The sequence below is a fragment of the Variovorax rhizosphaerae genome (assembly GCF_037889975.1).
Taxonomy (GTDB): Bacteria; Pseudomonadota; Gammaproteobacteria; order Burkholderiales; family Burkholderiaceae_C; genus Variovorax; species Variovorax rhizosphaerae.
The window spans coordinates 39,841-57,449 of sequence record NZ_JBBKZT010000003.1 but is presented as its reverse complement, the minus strand read 5'-3'; the positions used below and the strand labels follow the sequence as shown (position 1 = coordinate 57,449).

At 68.7% G+C, this 17,609-nt stretch carries 1 protein-coding gene; it reads left to right on the top strand.

Annotated features, from left to right (window positions below; translation table 11 throughout):
- The first annotated feature begins 55 nt into the window (after positions 1–55).
- Complete coding sequence (locus WKW82_RS06810; protein ID WP_340341516.1) at positions 56–17,605, top strand: VCBS domain-containing protein; 17,550 nt, start codon at positions 56–58, stop codon at positions 17,603–17,605.
- Positions 17,606–17,609: the final 4 nt, after the last annotated feature.

Here is a 17,609-nt window from a genome sequence, read left to right as displayed (position 1 = left end):
GGGGTACTCGCGCATGAGCATGAACATGAGACATTTCAGGCCCCGCAGCCAAGCCATGGCACTGGAGCCCCGGATCATGTTCGACGGCGCGGCCGGCACGGCGGTCGACCAGCACCACACCGACACGGCGCAATCCGCCGACAGCGCCAACGACCACGCTGCGTTGCAGCCCAGGCCCGCGGTCGAGGCACCGCGAGCACCCACGCCGCCGCGCGCCCTGCTGGTCGTCGACAGCCGCGTTGACCCGCTGGCCCAACTCAGCGCGCAAGCCGCACCGGGCGTGACGGTACTCACCATCAACAGTAACGAGGACGGGCTCGCCGCGATCACGGCCGCGCTCGGCAAGCTGGGGCAGGTCGATTCGATCCAGATCCTGTCGCATGGCGCGGCGGGCCAGTTCACGCTGGGCAACATCACGATTTCGAGCGACAACGTCGACAAGCTCGCACCCCGGCTGGAGGCCTGGCAGGGGTCGCTCAGGGCCGGCGCGGACATCCAGCTGTACGGCTGCGATGTCGGCGCGGGTGCGGTCGGGCAGACGCTGGTGAACGAGATCGCGCGCTGGACCGGCGCCGACGTGGCCGCGTCGAAGGACGACACCGGCAGTGCATCAGCGGGCGGCAACTGGACGCTGGAGACCCGCGTCGGCGTGATCGACCAGCCCATCGCCATCAACGCGGCGGCACTGGCCGGGTTCAGCGGATTGCTGGCCGATGCGACCCCGACGGTGTCCTTGTCGGCGGCAGGGTCGGACGTGCTGCTGGGCGGCCAGTTCAGCTTTACCGCGAGCTTCACCAACCCTTCGACGCAAGTGGGCTTCGCGCCCTACATCGACATCTTCCTGCCCGCGACCGGCAAGGACGGCGACGACGGCGCGACCTTCGTCTCCGCCACCTACCTGGGCCAGGCGATCAAGACTTTCACGGTCACCTTCGACCTGAACGGCGATGCCACGCACCCGCTGGCCAAGGACGGGACCGGCGCGGCGATCGTGTTGCACGCGGCCGATTTCGGCATGCGCGCCGGCGACCAGCTCATCGTGCTGCAACTGCCCAATGCCAGCATCACGCAAGGGCAGCCGGCGGTCGACATCGTGGTCACCGCGCAGCTCAGCAACCTGGCCGACACCACTGCGTCGGACCCGGCGCCGGACCTGCTGGTCAAGGCGCGCGGCGGCTTCCAGTTCGGCAATGACTCGGCCGACGATCCGACCATCGATCCCTCGCTGATCGAGCTTGGCACGCATGACTTCACGGTGCATCCGACGGTCCTGAGCCTCACGCAATCGGTGCCGATGACCGATGGCCAGACGCCCACCGGGCCCAACTACCCGCACGCGATCATCGTGACCGCCAGCGCGTCCGGGGGACAGACGGTGACCAATGCGGTGATCAGCCAGGACGTGCCGGGCACCATCCTCGTCACCAGCATCGTGCCGGGCGCGGGCGGCGTGCTGAGCGCGATCACGACCTCGACCGGCCAGGTGCTCACCGCGCCGGCGGACATCCAGGCCGCCTTCACGCGGGGCGACTACATCAGCAACTACACGATCACCTTCGCCACGTTGACGGGGACGGTCGACAGCACCGTCAACTTCTATGTGCCGGAGGTCGATGCGAACGGCGTGCCGGTGATCGACCCGGTCAGTGGTGCGCCGGTGAGCATCGTCGTGGCGCCGCCTTCGGCCACGGCCAATTGGACGCCGCTCGATCCGCGCGATATTTCCTCGGGAACCATCGCGACCACCGGCACCGGCGGCAATGCCGCCTTCACCGTCCTGCCCATCGCGATCTACAAGGATGTGGCCGTCACCACCGACGTCGGCAACCCGGGCGCGACGCCGGGCGACACCCTCACCTACACGCTGAGCCTGCAGTTGTCGGACTACTTCGCCTTCGGCGAGAACCTGCTGCAGGAAGGTCAGTTCTCCGGCATCGACGAACTGACCGATGGCCAGACCCTCGTCCCGGGCAGCGGCGTCTTCAGCTACGTCGTGGGCGGCGTGACCAAGACCATCCCGATGGTCTTCACCGTGACCCCGCACCCGAATGGCACCACCACGCTGACCCTGGACATCGCGCAGTCCTTGCGCGACGCCGGTGAGGTGAGCGGCGCGCTGGCCGGCGACCTGGCCTTCGACCCGACGCTGCAAGGCGCCACCATCGCCACGATCACCTACCAGACCACGATCGGCCAGGACATTACGACGCCGTTGCCCGACCCGATCAACGAGGGCGATGACGTCGGCAACAACGCGACCTTCACCGCGACCATCCTGGAAGACACGGTCAATCTCACCGGCGGCACCGCGATCGACAGCGACAGCACCGCCACCGCCATCACGCCAAGCAACGTCGACATCGCCATCGTCGACGTCAACGGCGCCGCGCCAACGGGCACCGTCGAACTGCACCCGGGCGACATCGTCACCTTCCAGATGAGCTATGACCTGGTCACCGGCGACTACCAGCAGTTCGTTCTGACCGGCTACCTGCCGTTGCCACTGTTCGACCTGAGCACCATCACCTGGGCCCAGGGCACCGGCGTGGGAACCTGGGCCCTCGGGCCGGGCGACACCAGCCCCGACACCATTTCCAGCGTGACCAACGGTGCGGGCAACTCGATCGTGTTCGACTTCGGCGACAACGACAACCCCGGCGTGGACGGCTCGCGCATCGAGGTGCGCTTCACACTGCGCGTCAGCGACATCCCGTTCGGCGACCAGCGCTCCGTCACGGCCCAGGCGCAATCGGACCAGCTCACCACCGTCACCCTGGAGCACATCGTTTCGCAGGATGCGGTGGTGATCCAGTCCGTCGCGGAGCCGGTGCTGAGCATCACGCACGGCGTCGTGGCGACCTCGCACGGCAGCATCATCGGAACGCAAGGCACCTGGGCCGCGCCCGGCAGTGCCGGCGTGCCGTTCACCGGCACCGTGACCGACCCGACCGCCGTCAACGGCGACGTCCAGGGCATCGATGCCGGTGACACGCTGCGGCTGGCCACGGCCATCGAGAACACCGGCGGCGGCGGCGCCTTCGACGTCAGTACCTCGGTGACGCTGCCGACCGGGCTGACCTTTGTCGGCGGCGCCTTGACCGACACGATCAAGGTCTACCGCGGCAACGGCACGGAACTGGTGCTCGGCACCGACTACAGCGTCACCGGCAACGTCGTCACCTTCCTCGACCCGGTCGGCTTTCCGTCGCTGTTGCCGGGGCGTGCCGGCACGACCGGCGACACCAGCGGCGCGAACATGATCATCATCACCTACGACGTGGTGGTGGATGCAGCCATCGAAAGCAGCCGCACGCTGTCGAGCACCGCGACGCTCACCAACTATGCCGGCGCGGCCGGTGGCGGCGACTTCACGCCCGCCGACCTGACGGACATTGCCGGCGAGCAGGTGGCCGTGCCCGTCATCACCAAGCTCTTTGCCAACGGCACGCTCGACGACACCGACTCCAGCTCGGCCAGCACCACCGGCGCCGACGTGGTCATCGGCGAGACCATGCTCTACGACATCGTCGTGACCCTGCCCGAAGGCACGGCGACGAACCTGCGCGTGGACGACCTCGTACCGCCCGGTATGAAGCTGGACATGAGCTTCAACGGCATCGGCTACGAGATCATCACGACGGCGGCCGGCAGTGGCGCGCTCACCGCCGACTACAACGGCACGGTGACGGGCGGCACGCCCACCGGCGTGGGCGGCACGGCGGGCGACGACGGCGTGGACGCGCGGCTGGCCTTCACCGCCAATTCGACTGCGGCCGACAACGACATCGGCAACAACAGCTTCGTGATCCGCGTGCGCCTGATCGCCAGCAACGTCGCTGGCAACCAGGCCGGCACCGCGCTGGGCAACGACACCCAGCTCGCCTACACCGACCCGGATTCGGACACCGCCAACGGCGCCACGCCGATCGAGCGCGTCGTGGCGCGTTCGGGCGTGTTGCCGAGCGTGACGGTGCGCGAGCCGACGCTGACGCTCACGCGCTCGAACAACACCGTGCCCGAACTGGGCGTGGACCGCGACGACCCGGTCGAATACACCTTCGTCATCACCAACGGCACCGCGGCCAGCGACTTCAACGCCTACGACGTCACCTTCACGAACGCGTTGCCGGCCCTCCAGCTGACCAACTTCGAGATCCTCAGCGTGACCTATGCCGGGGGCACGACCGGCAACTCGACCACCGACTTCGTGATCGATCCCGACGGCACGTTGCACACGGCCACGGGCGCGAAGATCGACATTCCCAAGGGCGGCTCCATCACGCTGGTGGTGCGCGGCTTCGTGACCGATGCGGCCGGCAACACGCCGGAGATCGTCAACACGGCCAAGGTCGCGTGGACCAGCCTCGATGGCGCCAGCGTCGACGAGCGCACCGGCGCAGATGGTTTGCTCCAGAGCGGCGCCCTCAACGACTACCAACAGGAGTCGACCGGCACCATCCGCATCCTGCACGGCGTGCAGTTGTCGCGCATTGGCGGCATGCCCGACACGGTGCCGCCCACGCAGGACCGCACGCTGGCGCAGCACGAGCCGGTGGCGGTGGGCGAGATCGTCCGCTACCGCGCGCAGACCGCGGTAGCCGAAGGCACGTCGGATGACTTCACGCTGTCGGTGACGCTGGGCGACGGGCTGCAGTTCATCGACGACGGCACGATCCGCATCGCCTTCGTCTCCAATGGCGGCATCGTCAGCAGCTTTTCCAACCTGGTGACGGGTGGCCAGTTGCAGGTGGTGGGCGATGAAACCAGCGACCTGCGCGGACCCATCCCGGAAGACCTCAGCGGCGCACTGCCCGAAGGCATCTTCAACCGGGACCTCCTGGAAATCACGACCAACGCCCAGGGCAACGTGGTGCTGGTGTTCCACCTCGGCACGCTGACAGTGGCCGAGAGCGATCCCACGCTGGAATACGTCACCATCGAATTCAACACGCGGGTGCTCAACGTCGCTCCCAATGTCGCGGGCACCCAGCTCTTTGCGGTGGCGCAGACCGCGGTGGCCGGCACGCAACTGGCCACGGGCCAGCCCATCTACGAGGACATCGTCGAGCCCGGTTTCAACAGCGTCGTCAAGCAGGTCGACAGCTTCACGCCTAATGCGACGGCCACCACCAGCCAGGCCAATGTGTCGGTGCGCTTCACGCAGAACGGGACGGCGCCGGCCTACGACGTGCAACTGGTCGACGGCTTCGCGGGCGCCACCGGGTTCACGCCGGTCAGCGTGTCCATCGACGGCACGGTCTACACGCTGGGCACCTTGCCGTCCGGCGTGACCTTCAACGCCGGCGCGGGCGGGATCACCGTCAACTTCGCCAAGCTGGACCCCGGCGCCGTGGTGATCGTGAACTACACCGTCGACGTGCCGGTCGACGCGGCCTTCGCCAATACCGATGCCACGTTGGTCTGGAGCAGCCTGCCGGAGACCTTCACCACCTGGGGCGGGTCGAGCGTGGGCACCGACGGCACCACCGACGGCGAGCGCACCGGCAACGGCACCGCCCCCAACACCTATGTGCTGACAGAAGGCGCGGGCCTGGGCCTCATCACCGGCACGCTGTGGGACGACTCGAACTCGGCCGACGCCAGCACCACGCCGGACGGTCCGCCCGTGGCGGGCCAGACTGTCACGCTGACCTGGGGCGGCGTCGATGGCAACCTGGCCACCACGGCCGACAACGCCACCTTCACCACCGTGACCAACGCCAGCGGCGTCTTCAATTTCAGCGCGCTCGCGGCCGGGCAGTACCGCATCGATGCACCCACGCCGGTGACGCTGGCGCAACCCATCGGCGAACTGCGCGTGCGCATCGACACCGACACGGCCACGCCGCTCGGCCAGATGGTGTCGACGGTCGGCGAAGGCGCGACGGCGGTGGCCAACGTCGGCTACGTGCAGCAGAACGATGCGCCGGTCAACACGCTGCCCGCGACGCAGAACGGCCTGGAGGACGTGCTGCTGCAGATTGCCCCGATCACCATCGCCGACCCGGATTCAGGCACCGGCCTGCTCGACGTCACGCTGACCGTGACCAAGGGCGTGCTCGACCTCTCGCAGGCCACCCCGGGCGTCACCTCCACCGGCACGGGCACGGCCTCGATGACGCTGAGCGGCACGCTGGCCGACCTCAACGCGGCGCTGAGCCACATCAACTACCTCGGCGCGCTCAACTTCAACGGCAACGACACGCTCACCGTGCTGACGAAGGACCGTGGCAACTTCGGCGACGTCGACGGCGACGGCATCCCGGCCGAGCCGGTGGAAGACCAGCTGCAGGACAGCGACGTGCTGCAGATCGTGCTGCTGCCGGTGAACGACCCGCCGCAAAGCGTGGTCGACGCCGTCAATGCGACCGAGGCCGGCGGCCCCAACAACGGCACGCCGGGCGTGAACCCGACCGGCAACATGCTGGCCAACGACATCGATGTCGACATCGCCACCAACGCCGACACCTTGCACCTGGTCAGCATCCGGAGCGTGGGAACGGGCAACACCGCCACGCCGCCGCCGGTCGACCCGGTCGATGTCGTCGGCCTCTACGGCACGCTGTCCTTCAACATCGCGGGCGGCTACAAGTACACCGTGGACAACGCCAACCCGCTGGTGCAGGCCCTGCGCGCCACCGGCCAGACGCTGACCGAGACCTTCGAGTACGTCGTGACCGACCAGGCCGGCGCACCGGACACCTCGCCCTCCGTCCCGACCCTCACCTTCACCATCCTGCCGGCCAACGACACGCCGGTCGGGGTCAATGACGAAGGCGCGGCGGTGGAAGCGGGCGGCGTCGCCAACGGCACGCCCGGTTCGGTCGCCACCGGCAACGTGCTGACCAACGACACCGACGTCGACACCGTCGCCAATGGCGAGACCAAGACCGTCACCGGCATCCGCGATGTGCCGGAAGACGATCGCGGCCAGGTCACGCCGGTCGCCGCGGGCAGCCCGACGACCATCGCAGGGCTCTACGGCTCGCTGCAGATCTCCGCGAACGGCGACTACACCTACACCCCCGACGATGCCAACCCGCTGGTGCAGGGCCTGAAGGCGGGCGAGACGCTGGAGGAGACCTTCAGCTACACCGTGACCGACACCGGCGGCCTCAGCGACCTGGCCAACCTGCACATCGTCATCACCGGCAGCAACGATGTGCCCGTGGCCGTCGACGATGCGGCCACGGCCGTCGAGGCGGGCGGCACGCTGAACGCCACGCCGGGCACCGACCCGACCGGCAGCGTGCTCACCAACGACACCGACAGCGACACCGGCGACACCAAGACCGTGACCGAGTTCAGGACCGGCAACGAGGCCGGCACCGGCACCACCGGCGTCTTCGGCACCGAACTGCGCGGCACCTACGGCTGGCTCACGCTGAATGCCGACGGCACCTACAGCTACCGCGTCGACAACGCCCAGGCCGAGGTGCAAGCCCTGCGCACCACGGCCAACACACTGGTCGACAACTTCAGCTACACGGTCAGCGACGCCGCTGCCACCACCGACCGCGCGACGCTGGCCGTCACCGTCCAGGGCGCCAACGATACGCCGATCGCCACCAACGACACCGGCCTGGCCGTCGAGGCGGGCGGGGTGCTGAACGGCACGCCCGGCAGCACCGGCAGCGGCAACGTGCTGACCAACGACAGCGATGTCGACACCCCCGCGAACGGCGAGGTGGACGTGGTCAGCGCCATCCGCGTCGGCACGGAAGCTGCCGGCGGCGCGCTGACGACCGTGGCGGCCACCGGCACCACGAGCATCGCCGGCATCTACGGGACGCTGGTGATCGGCGCGGATGGCGCCTGGACCTATACGCTGGACGATGCCAACCCGGCCGTGCAGGGCCTGCAAGCCGGGCAGACGCTGGACGAGTTCTTCACCTACCAGGTCAGCGACGTCGGCCTGCTGAGCGACCTGGCCGAACTCCACATCACCATCGACGGCCGCAACGACAACCCGGTGGCTGTCGACGATGCCGCCACCGCGGTGGAAGCCGGCGGCATCGCCAACGGCACGGCCGGCACCGACCCGGCCGGCGACGTGCTGGCCAACGACACCGATGTCGACACCGGCGAAACGAAGACGGTCACCGATTTCAGGACCGGCACCGAGGCCGGCACCGGCACCGACGGCGTCTTCGGCACCGAGCTGCGCGGCGCCTACGGCTGGCTCACCCTCAACGCCGACGGCACGTACAGCTACCGGCTCGACAACGACCAGGCCGAGGTGCAGGCCCTGCGCCAGAGCACCGACACGCTGGTCGACAACTTCAGCTACACCGTGGTCGACTCGCAGGCCACCACCGACCGGGCCACGCTCGCCATCACCATCCAGGGCGCCAACGACACGCCGGTGGCGGTCGATGACGTGGCCACCGCGATCGAGGCCGGTGGCATCGCCAACGGCACCGCCGGCACCGACCCGAGCGGCAACGTCATCACACCCAACGACACGGATGTCGACCAGTTCGGCGAAACACTCAGCATCGCCAGCTTCACGCAGGGCGCCAACACCGGCACGCCGGGCACCGCCTTCACCAGCACCTACGGCACGCTGCTGCTCAATGCGGACGGCAGCTACACCTACACGCTGGACAACAACAATGCCGCCGTGCAGGCGCTGCGCCAGCCGAGCGATACGCTCACCGAAGTCTTCACCTACACGCTGAGCGACGCGCTGGGCGCGACGACCACCGCCACGCTGACCATCACCATCCAGGGCGCGAACGACGTGCCCGTGGCCACGGACGATGCGGCCACCGCGGTGGAAGCCGGCGGCCTTGCCAACGGCACACCCGGCACCGACCCGACCGGCAATGTGCTCACCAACGACGTCGACGTGGATTCGGCCGCCAATGGCGAGGCCTTCCCCGTCACCGCCGTGCGCACCGGCACCGAGGCTGGCACCGGCACCGCCGGCACGCTCGGCACGGCGCTGCTCGGCGCCTACGGCTCGCTCACGCTCAATGCCGATGGCAGCTACACCTACGTCGTCGACAACACGCTGGCCGCTGTGCAGGCCCTGCGCCTGCCCACCGACACGCTCGTCGACAGCTTCACCTACACCGTCACCGACGCGGACGGCGCCACCGACCTGGCCACGCTCACCGTCACCATCCAGGGCGCCAACGACACGCCGGTCGCGGTCGACGATGTGGCCAATGCCATCGAGGCCGGCGGCGTCAACAACGGCAACCCGGGCATCGGCGCCGATGGCAACGTCATCACGCCCAACGACACCGATGTCGATGCCAACGGCGAAGTGCTCAGCATCGCGAGCTACGTGCAGGGCGCGACCGCCGGCACCGTCGGCGCGGCGTTCACCGCCACCTACGGCACCTTCACGCTGAATGCCGATGGCAGCTACGTCTACGCGCTCGACAACAACAACCCCGATGTGCAGGGCTTGCGCACAGTCGCCGACACGCTCACCGAAGTCTTCACCTACACGCTGACCGATGCGCTCGGCGCCACCAGCACCGCGACGCTGACCATCACCATCCGCGGCGCGAACGACACGCCAGTCGCCGTCGATGACGTGGCGGACGCCATCGAGGCCGGCGGCATCGCCAACGGCACTGTCGGCACCGACCCGACCGGCGACGTGCGCGCCAACGACAGCGACGTGGATTCGCCCGCCAATGGCGAGACCTTCCCCGTCACCGGCGTGCGCACCGGCACCGAGGCTGCGGGCACCGGCACGGCCGGCGTGCTGGGCACGGAACTGCGCGGCGCCTACGGCTGGCTCACGCTCAACGCCGACGGCACGTACAGCTATCGCCTCGACAACGACCAGGCCGAGGTCCAGGCGTTGCGCCAGCCCACCGACACGCTGGTCGACAACTTCAGCTACACCATCACCGACACGGCCGGCGCTGCCGACAGTGCCACGCTGGCCATCACCATCCACGGTGCCAACGACACGCCGGTGGCGGTGAACGACGTCGCAACGGCCATCGAAGCCGGCGGCATCGCCAACGGCACGCCGGGCACCAACCCCAGCGGCAACGTCATCACGGAGAACGACAGCGACGTCGATGGCCCCGCTTACGGCGAAGTGTTGACCATCGCGAGCTACACGCAAGGCGCGACCCCCGGCACCGTCGGCACCGCCTTCGCGGCCACCTACGGCAGCCTGCTGCTCAATGCCGACGGCAGCTACACCTACACGCTCGACAACAACAATGCCGATGTGCAGGGCCTGCGCACGCCCGCCGACACGCTCACCGAAGTCTTCACCTACACCCTGACCGATGCGGCCGGCGCCACCACCACCGCGACGCTGACCATCACCATCCAGGGCACCAACGACGTGCCCGCCGCCACGGATGACGCGGCCACGGCAGTGGAGGCCGGCGGCATTGCCAATGGCACGCCCGGCACCGACCCGGCCGGCAACGTGCTCGACAACGATGTCGACGTGGATTCGCCCGCCAACGGCGAAGCCTTCCCGGTCACCGCCGTGCGCACCGGCGCCGAGGCCGGCACCGGCACGGCCGGCACGCTCGGCACCGCGCTGCCCGGCGCCTACGGCTCGCTCACGCTCAATGCCGACGGAAGCTACACCTACGTGGTCGACAACACGCTGCCCGCCGTGCAGGCCCTGCGCCAGTCCACCGATACGCTCGTCGACAGCTTCACCTACACCGTCACCGACGCGGACGGCACCACCGACCTGGCCACGCTCACCATCACGATCCAGGGCGCGAACGACACGCCGGTGGCGGTCAATGACACGGCGCTCGCCATCGAAGCCGGCGGCATCGCCAACGGCACACCGGGCACCAATCCCAGCGGCAACGTCATCACCGAAAACGACAGCGACGTGGACGGCGCCGCTTATGGCGAAGTGCTGACCATCGCAAGCTATGTGCAAGGCGCGACGCCCGGCACCGTCGGCACGGCCTTCGCCAGCACCTACGGCAGCTTGTTGCTCGCTGCGGACGGCAGCTACACCTACACGCTGGACAACAACAATGTCGACGTGCAGGCGCTGCGCACGCCGCTCGACACGCTCACCGAAGTCTTCACCTACACCCTGACCGACGCGGCCGGCGCCACCACCACCGCGACACTGACCATCACCATCCGCGGCACCGACGACACGCCGACCGCGGTCGACGACGTGGCCACCGCCATCGAGGCCGGCGGCATCCTCAACGGCACCCCCGGCACCGACCCGACCGGCAACGTGCTGACCAATGACAGCGACGTCGATGCACCGGCCAATGGCGAAGCCTTCCCCGTCTCCAGCGTGCGCACCGGCACGGAAGCCGGCACCGGCACCGACGGCGTCCTCGGCACCGAACTGCGCGGCGCCTACGGCTGGCTCACGCTCAACACCGACGGCACCTACAGCTACCGCCTCGACAACGACCAGGCCGAGGTGCAGGCGCTGCGCCAGCCCACCGACACGCTCACGGACAGCTTCAGCTACACCACCACCGACACCGCGGGCGCATCGGACCGCGCAACGCTGACCATCACCATCCAGGGCGCCAACGACACGCCGGTCGCCGTCAACGATGTGGCGACCGCCATCGAAGCCGGCGGCATCGCCAACGGCACGGCCGGCACCGACCCGAGCGGCAACGTCATCACCGAAAACGACAGCGACGTCGATGCCAACGGAGAGGCGATCTCGCTCACCGGCTACACGCTCGGCGCAACCGCGGGCACCCTGGGCGCGCCGCTCACCACGGCCTATGGCAGCTTCACGCTCGGCGCCGACGGTGCGTACACCTACACGCTCGACAACAACAACGCCGCGGTCCAGGCGCTGCGCACGCCCACCGACGCGCTCACCGAAGTCTTCACCTACACGCTGACCGACGCATTGGGCGCGACCACCACCGCGACGCTGACGATCACCATCCAGGGCACCGACGACACACCGGTGGCCACCGACGATGCGGCCACCGCCGTCGAGGCCAGCGGCGTGCTCAACGGCACCGCCGGCACCGACCCTGCCGGCAACGTGCTGACCAACGACACCGATGTCGACGGCGGCACCGCCAGCCCGATCGACTATGGCGAGACGCAGGCCGTCTCCAGCGTGCGCACCGGCACCGAGGCCGGCACCGGCACCGACGGCACCCTCGCCACCGAGTTGCGCGGCGCCTACGGCTGGCTCACGCTCAATGCCGATGGCAGCTACACCTATCGGCTCGACAACGACCAGGCCGAGGTGCAGGCGCTGCGCCTGGCCACCGACACGCTGGTCGACAACTTCAGCTACACCGTCATCGACACGACGGGCCAGACCGACCGCGCGACGCTGGCGATCACCATCCAGGGCGCGAACGACACGCCGGTGGCCGTCAACGACGTGGCGACCGCCATCGAAGCCGGCGGCATCGCCAACGGCACGCCGGGCACCGACCCGAGCGGCAACGTCATCACGGAAAACGACAGCGATGTCGATGCCTTCGGCGAGGCGATCACCATTGCGGGCTACACGTACAACGCCGGAGCGGGCACCGTCGGCACCGCCTTCACGACCACCTACGGCAGCCTGCTGCTCAATGCCGACGGCAGCTACACCTACACGCTGGACAACAACAACGTCGATGTGCAGGCGCTGCGCCAGCCGAGCGACACGCTCACCGAAGTCTTCACCTACACATTGCAGGATGCGCTGGGCGCGACCACGACCGCCACGCTGACCATCACCATCCAGGGCGCCGACGACACACCGGTTGCCGTCGACGATGCGGCCACCGCCATCGAGGCCGGCGGTATCGCCAACGGCACCGCCGGCACCGACCCGACCGGCAACGTGCTGACCAACGACAGCGATGTGGATGCTCCGGCCAATGGCGAAGCCTTCCCCGTCTCCACCGTTCGCACCGGCACGGAAGCCGGCACCGGCACCGACGGTGTCCTCGGCACCGAACTGCGCGGCGCTTACGGCTGGCTCACGCTCAACACCGATGGCACGTACAGTTACCGCCTCGACAACGCCCAGGCCGAGGTGCAGGCCCTGCGCCTGGCCACCGACACGCTGACGGACAGCTTCAGCTACACCACCACCGATACCGCAGGCGCATCGGACCGTGCCACGCTGACCATCACCATCCAGGGCGCCAACGACACGCCGGTGGCGGTCAATGACACGGCGCTCTCCATCGAGGCCGGCGGCATCGCCAACGGCACACCGGGCACCAATCCCAGCGGCAACGTCATCACCGAAAACGACAGCGATGTCGATGGCCCCGCCTACGGCGAAGTGCTGACCATCGCGAGCTATGTGCAAGGCGCGACCCCCGGCACCGTCGGCACGGCCTTCACGACCACTTACGGCAGCCTGCTGCTCAATGCCGACGGCAGCTACACCTACACGCTGGACAACAACAACGTCGACGTGCAGGCGCTGCGCACGCCGCTCGACACGCTCACCGAAGTCTTCACCTACACATTGCAGGATGCGCTGGGCGCGACCACGACCGCGACGCTGACCATCACCATCCGCGGCACCGACGACACGCCGGTCGCCCTCGACGATGCAGCCACCGCCATCGAGGCCGGCGGCATCCTCAACGGCACCGCCGGCACCGACCCCACCGGCAACGTGCTCACCAACGACAGCGACGTCGACGCGCCGGCCAACGGGGAAGCTTTCCCCGTCTCGACCGTGCGCACCGGCACGGAAGCCGGCACCGGCACCAATGGCATCCTCGGCACCGAATTGCGCGGCGCCTACGGCTGGCTCACGCTCAACGCCGATGGCATCTACAGCTATCGCCTCGACAACAACCAGGCCGAGGTCCAGGCGTTGCGCCAGCCCACCGACACGCTGGTCGACAGCTTCAGCTACACCACCACCGACGCCGCAGGCGCCTCGGACCGCGCCACGCTGACCATCACCATCCAGGGCGCGAACGACACGCCCGTGGCGGTCAACGACACGGCGCTCTCCATCGAGGCCGGCGGCATCGCCAACGGTACGCCGGGCACCAACCCCAGCGGCAACGTCATCACGGAAAACGATCGCGACGTGGACGGCCCTGCCTACGGCGAGGCGATCTCACTCACGGGCTACACCCTAGGCGCAACCAATGGCACGCTGGGCACGCCGCTCACCACCGCCTACGGCAGCTTCACCCTCGGTGCCGACGGTGCGTACAGCTACACCCTCGACAACAACAACGCACAAGTCCAGGCCCTGCGCACGCCCGCCGACACCCTCACCGAAGCCTTCACCTACACGCTGACCGATGCCCTCGGCGCGAGCACCACCGCGACGCTCACCGTCACCATCCGCGGCACCGACGACACCCCCGTCGCCGCGGACGACGCGGCCACCGCCCTCGAAGCCGGCGGTGTCGACAACGGCACCCCCGGCATCGACCCGACCGGCAACGTGCTCACCAACGACACCGACGTCGACGGCGGCGCCGCCAGCCCGATCGACTACGGCGAGACCAAGTCCGTCTCCAGCGTGCGCACCGGCATCGAGTTCGGCACCGGTACCGACGGCATACTCGCCAGCGAACTGCACGGCGCCTACGGCTGGCTCACCCTCAATGCCGACGGCAGCTACAGCTACCGCCTCGACAACAACCAGGCCGAGGTCCAGGCCCTGCGCACCAACGGCCAGACGCTGCACGACCGCTTCAGCTACACCGTGGCCGACACGGCAGGCCAGCAAGACCGCGCCACGCTGACCATCACCATCCAGGGCGTTGACGACACCCCCGGCGCCGTCGACGACACCGCCCGCGCCGTCGAGGCCGGTGGCATCGGCAATGCCGTGACCGGCACCGACCCCACCGGCAACGTGCTGCTCAACGACGGCGACGTGGACAGCGGCGACAACGGCGAGACGCTCAGCGTCTCCGGCTTCCGCCAGGGTCTCTCCTTCGGCACGCTGGGCACGCCCTTCGCCGGCGCCTACGGCAGCCTGATCCTGAATGCCGACGGCAGCTACAGCTACACCGTCGACAACGCCAACCCGGCCGTCGAGGCCCTGCGCATCGAGTTCGACACGCTCAGCGATGTCTTCACCTACACCCTCATCGACGCGGAAGGCGCCACCAGCACCGCGACGCTCACGGTCACCATCCACGGCCGCAACGACGACCCCATCGCCATCGACGATCCGCTCATCGCCCAGGAAGCCGGCGGCGTGCTCAACCAGACGCCCGGCATCAATCCCACCGGCAACCTGCTGGGCAACGACACCGACGTCGATGCCAACGACACCAAGACGGTCGATGGCATCCGCGGCGGCACCGAAGCCGAGGGCGGCCTGTTCCGGCCGGTCAACGGCAGCCAGGTCGTGGTCGGCCAGTGGGGCACGCTCACCGTCAATGCCGACGGCACCTACAGCTACGTGGTCGACAACGATGCCTTCCTGGTGCAGCGCATGCGCGCGGGCGACACGCTCACCGAGTCCTTCACCTACCGCATGCACGACACCCAGGGCGCCAGCGACATTGCGCAGATCACGGTGGTGGTGCAGGGCGCCTGGGACGCGCCAGTGGCCACCGATGACAGCGACCTGGCCGTGCCGGCGCTGGCCGGTTCGAGGGGCATCAACCCGACCGGCAACGTGCTGAACAACGACGCCGACGTGGACCGCACCGATGTCGACACCGGCACCGGCATCCGGACCGGCGCGGAGATCGAGCCTGGGGGCGGGATCCCGCGCCCCTTCACGGCCATCCGGGCCGGCTCCGACCGCACCAATGGCGCGCTGCTGATTGGCCTTTACGGCGAGCTCGTGATCGGCGCCAACGGGGACTACATCTACCGCGTCAACTCCTTCTCGCCCGAAGTGCTGGCGCTGTTGCCGGGCGAGTTCGTGGTGGACACCTTCACCTACCGCGTCACCGACCTGGGCGGGCTCGACGACCTCGCGCAACTGTCCATCATCGTGCGCGGCCGCAACAACCTGCCGCAAGGCCTGGACGACACGGCCGTGGCGGTGGAAGCGGGCGGGCTGGCCAATGCCGTGCCGGGCCTGGACCCGAGCGGCAACGTGCTGGGCAACGACGTCGAGTTCGATCGCGACCCGATGCATGTGGCGGACTTCCGTACCGGCACCGAGAACGGTTTCGGCAATGCGGGCGAAGTCGGCGGCGCGGCGCTGCGCGGCCTCTGGGGCGAGCTGACCCTGGCCGCCGATGGCAGCTGGCGCTACACGGTGGACAACACGCTGCCCGAGGTGCAGGCCCTGCGCGTGAGCGGCCAGACGCTGGAGGACGTGTTCAGCTACACCGTCCACGACCAGTTCGACGTCGGCACCGTGGCCGAACTGCGCATCACCGTCGACGGCCGCAACGACACGCCCGTTGCCAGCGACGACGCCATCATCGCGGTGGAAGCCGGCGGCACCTTCAACGCCACCCCTGGCGTCAACCCGACGGGCAACGTGCTCGACAACGACAGCGACGTCGACAGCGTCGCCAATGGCGAGACCAAGGCGGTCGAGCACTACGCGAACAGCGCCGGCGTCCAGTCCCTCGCCGGCCTGCCGCTTGCGGGCCTCTATGGCTCGCTGGTGCTCAATGCCGACGGCAGCTACACCTACACGGTGGACAACGACAACCCCGCTGTGCAGGCGCTCCGCCCCTATCGCACCGGCCTGGTCTATCCGCTCACCGAAGTCTTCAACTACACCATGCGCGACGCGGAAGGCGCCGAGTCGCAGGCGCGGCTGGTGATCACCGTGAATCCCGCCAACGACAATCCGGTCGCGCGGGACGACAGCAACTTCGCGTCCGACCAGACACCCGAGCCGCAGGCCGTCGGCAACGTGCTGCCCAACGATTCCGACGTCGACCTCGCCGATACCCTGCATGTCGTGGGCATCCGCGCGGGCGCTGAAACGGAAACCGGCCCGGTGCACACGATCGACCAGCCGATCAAGGGCCGCTATGGCACGCTGGTCATCGACCTCTTCGGCAACTACACCTACACCATCGACCAGAGCAACCCGGAAGTGCAGGCCCAGGCCGGCGCCGGGCGGGTGCTGACGGACGTGTTCACCTACACCGTTGCCGACAGCAGCGGCGGCACCGACCAGGCGGAGCTGCGCATCGACCTGGAGATTTCGCCGCAGTTCATCGACGTCGAGGACCCGGGGCCGCATTTCCGCCACTTCGAGCGCAGGGACGACGGGCTGCTGACGACCGAGGTCGACCCGGCCGTCTTCATCGCGCCGGTGGTCGAGACCAATTCGCTGATCAGCCGCCTGTCGCGCCTGGCCACCGATGGCACCGATGCCGCCCTGGTGTTCGACCGCGGCATCCAGAGCGAATCGATCGGCGCGGGCCTCGGCGAAGTCGGCGAGCAGTACATCCACCAGGCGGTGCGCGCGAGCGCCATCGCCAGCCAGATCGACCTGGCCCGCTTGGTCGGGCGCCATGGGCGCGTCAGCCTGACGGCGGACGGCCTGCTCGGCGGGCCATCGGTGTTCACGGGTTCCGATGGCGATCTCACCGTCGGTCCGGCCCAGCGTGCGAGCAACGAAAACAACGGAGATCAACCCAATGGCAACAACATCCTCGGGGATGGACAGACCGCTACCGCCTTCACGGAGCAACTCAGGTTGGCCTCCCGGCAGTTCAGTCCCTCCTGGTTCCAGTAGCACC